The sequence below is a fragment of the Lacinutrix sp. genome (assembly GCF_037625555.1).
Classification (GTDB): Bacteria; Bacteroidota; Bacteroidia; order Flavobacteriales; family Flavobacteriaceae; genus Lacinutrix.
The window spans coordinates 1-3,471 of record NZ_JASJHV010000025.1; the positions used below are offsets into that span (position 1 = coordinate 1).

Here is a 3,471-nt window from a genome sequence, read left to right on the forward strand (position 1 = left end):
TTACCAAATATTCCTGAAACTAATGCCGTGGCAAGAGTTGGAGTGCTTACAAACACAGGTACAACATCCAAACGAGTTGCCGAAAAATTTAAGTTTCAATTTTGTGCCACAAATGAAGCTGATGTTTTAGATGATAAAACCAATACAGTTTTTGTAGCGACGCGACACGATTCTCATGGTGCTTACGTTTTAAAAAGCTTAAAAGCTAATAAAAATGTATTTGTTGAGAAGCCTTTATGTTTATTAGAGTCTGAACTAGAAGCGATAATTGAAGCACAAGCTGAAGCTAATAAAGCCGTAATGGTGGGGTTTAATAGACGTTTTTCTCCATTAACTGCCAAATTAAAAAAAGCAATAGGTAATAACCCTATGACGATGCTTTATAGAATTAATGCAGGTGCCATTCCTGGAGATAATTGGATTCAAGATTTAGAAATAGGAGGGGGTCGTGTCCTAGGGGAAGTATGTCACTTTATTGATTACTTGACGTATCTTAATGGAAGTTTACCGGTTAAAGTTTCTGCAACTGCATTACCAGATGCCAATAAATTAAATGATACATTGAATATTTTAATTCAGTTTGAAAACGGTTCCTCTGGAGTAGTTGCGTATTATGCAAATGGTTCAAAATCGATGACTAAAGAGTATGTTGAAGTTTTTTCTGCAGGGCTTTCAGCTACCTTAAATGATTTTAAAGAGTTGAAAATTTTCGGTAAAGGAAAACCAAAAAAGACAAAAATTTTAAACCAAAATAAAGGCCAGAAAGAGATGGTGGAGGCATTTGTAAATGGCTTACTTAAAGTTGGAAAAGCGCCTATTCCTTTTCAAGATATTGTAGCAGTTACAAAAGCATCCTTTAAAGTAATAGAATCTGTAAAACGTGGAGGGGAACAAGTTGAAGTCTAAAATAGAATCGAGTTTTTTAAAACTCAAAAGCTACTGTGAAGCAGAAAGCTTCGCGGGTTGGGACCCTTACGATGGCTTAAACTCTAAAATTTTTAATGCACTACCTTTTAAGCATTGGGATCTAGCACGTTTGGCTTGGATTCAGGGTTTTAAAAGAAGTCCTATCAATTTTAGAAAACTATTATTGGTTCCCAAAGAACACAATGCCAAAGGAATCGGCTTGTTCTTGTCTGGTTATTGTAATTTGTATGACTTAGCGTTAGAAGGGGAAACTGACTTTGGAACCAAAGAGGATTTATTATCTAAAATAAATGAACTAGCAAATCTATTAGACGAACTAAAAAACAAGAACTTTTCTGGAGCTTGTTGGGGGTATAATTTTCCATGGCAAGCCAGACGTCTATTTTTATTCCCAAAAGATACACCTACAGTGGTGGCAACTACTTTTTGTGTGGAGGCTTTGTTTAAAGCTTATGAAATTACAAAAAATAAAGATTTTAAAAATTTGGCATTATCTGCAGCAAATTTTGTTATGAATGATTTAAATAGAACCCCACATCATTCAGGATTTTTGTTTTCATACAGTCCTTATAAAGGAAATAACACCGTTTACAACGCCTCTTTACTAGGCGCTAAAACACTAAGTTTGTGTTACAAGTATTCGAAAAAAAAAATTTATAAACAAACCGCATTAAAAGCTATAAAAGCGGCTTGTGATAGCCAAGAAAAAGACGGTTCGTGGGTATATGGTCTATTGCCTGTTCAATCCTGGAAAGATAGTTTTCATACCGGTTATAATTTAGATGCTATAAGCGTCTATAAGCAGTGTACTGGTGATCATCAGTTTGAAGAAAACATCAAAAAAGGGTTTGATTATTACATCCAAAACTTTTTTGAAAAGGAGGGTGTGCCAAAGTATTATAATAATAAAACGTATCCTATAGATATTCACTGTCCTGGGCAATTATTTGTGACGTTATCAAAATTAAATAAATTTAAAAATAACAAAGTCTTGGCAGATAGCGTACTTAATTGGTCGATACAAAACATGCAATCACCTAAAGGTTTTTTTTATTATCAGTTTAAAAAATTAATTAGTTCTAAAATATCCTACATGCGATGGTCTAATGCTTTTATGTTTAATGCAATGAGTACCTATCTTAAAGAAAATCACACTCTAGATGTTTAGCAAAGTTGTAAATGGTGTAAAGGTATATGCCCCTACATCTAGGGAGGCATTAATTGAATATGCAATTAAGTATCAAAAAATATTAGTAGCAGTAAATGCAGAGAAAATTTTGCATGCCTCCGATAAAAGTCGCGATATTATAAATAGAAATTTAGGATATCCAGATGGCATAGGTGCTGTTTGGGCACTTAAAAAGAGAGGCGTAAAAGATGTGGTTAAAATACCAGGTTGTGAGCTCTGGTTAGATATAATAAAACAAAATTATAAATCAAAAACCTTTTACTTAATTGGAGGGAAACAGGAAGTTTTAGATCAAACAGTTTTAAATTTAAAAACTGAATATCCAGGTATTAAAATACTAAATTATAGAAATGGATATATTAAAACTGAAGATGAAGAACTTGCATTAACAAAAGATATAACAGCCTATAAACCAGATGTTGTTTTTGTTGCCGCGGGCTCGCCTAAACAAGAGATTTTGATGGAGAAATTACATCAAAAACACAAAGCAACCTATCAAGGATTAGGAGGTAGTTTTGATGTATATACTGGTAGGGTTGTAAGAGCGTCAAAGTGGTGGGTAGAAAATAATTTAGAATGGGCTTTTAGATTGCTTAAAGAACCTTCAAGAATAAAACGTCAAATACATTTAATTCGTTTTTATATTTTATTACAATTTAATGCGTATTAAAAGATAAAAACAGGTAGTTTTGCTTAATAAAACAAATAAAATGAATTATAAAATTATTCTTAGATATACTTTTTTATCACTTTTAATGTTATTCTTATTGCAGTCTTGCGTCTCAAAAAAAGAGATGCTGTATATGCAAGATATAGCGTCTTACAATAACACTGAGGTTACTTTTACCAACCACACCTTGCAGGTAGACGATATTTTAAAAATAACTGTAGGGGCTTTAATGCCAGAGGCAGCGCTTCCTTATAATAACGTCACAGCTGGTAACATGGTTGCCAATAATATTGATATCATGAAGCTTGATGGCTATTTGGTATCTAAAAATTACACGATTAACTTCCCGGTAATTGGTGAGTTGTCTGTAAAAGAAAAAACAACTCAAGATATAGAAAATGACATTAACAAGCTGCTAGTAGATGGCGGCTATTTAATAAATCCTAATGTAACGGTACGTTTGTTAAACGCGAAGGTTACTATTTTAGGAGAGGTACAACGGCCTGGTACATTTTCTTTTACAGAAAATAATATTAGTTTATTGCAGGCTTTGGGGCTAGCTGGAGATTTAACAATTAATGGTAGCAGAGAAGATGTGGTGGTTTTAAGACGTGTAGACGGGCTGCAAACTAGTGCGCGTATAAATCTCACCTCTGCTAATTTTTTAAGCGGGCCTTACCAAATG

General features: G+C 33.5%; 4 protein-coding genes. All 4 read left to right on the forward strand.

What is annotated here, in order from left to right:
• A partial coding sequence (locus QNK89_RS01580; protein ID WP_340169227.1) for a Gfo/Idh/MocA family oxidoreductase occupies positions 1-906 on the forward strand: 906 nt, incomplete at its 5' end.
• Entirely contained in the window at positions 896-2,095 is a 1,200-nt protein-coding gene (locus QNK89_RS01585; RefSeq protein ID WP_340169228.1) for a delta-aminolevulinic acid dehydratase, read from the forward strand. The genes QNK89_RS01580 and QNK89_RS01585, both read left to right, overlap by 11 nt.
• Positions 2,088-2,786, forward strand: coding sequence for a WecB/TagA/CpsF family glycosyltransferase (locus QNK89_RS01590; RefSeq protein WP_340169229.1), 699 nt, complete (start codon positions 2,088-2,090; stop codon positions 2,784-2,786). Before QNK89_RS01585 ends, QNK89_RS01590 begins: the two co-directional genes overlap by 8 nt.
• Before the next feature lie 133 nt (positions 2,787-2,919).
• The coding region (locus QNK89_RS01595) for a polysaccharide biosynthesis/export family protein (protein WP_340169230.1) at positions 2,920-3,471 on the forward strand (552 nt) is incomplete at its 3' end.

What these genes read in the sequence shown, in the direction of transcription:
- QNK89_RS01590 (WP_340169229.1), top strand. Translation starts at nt 2,088, where the DNA reads ATGTTTAGCAAAGTTGTAAATGGTGTAAAGGTATATGCCCCTACATCT.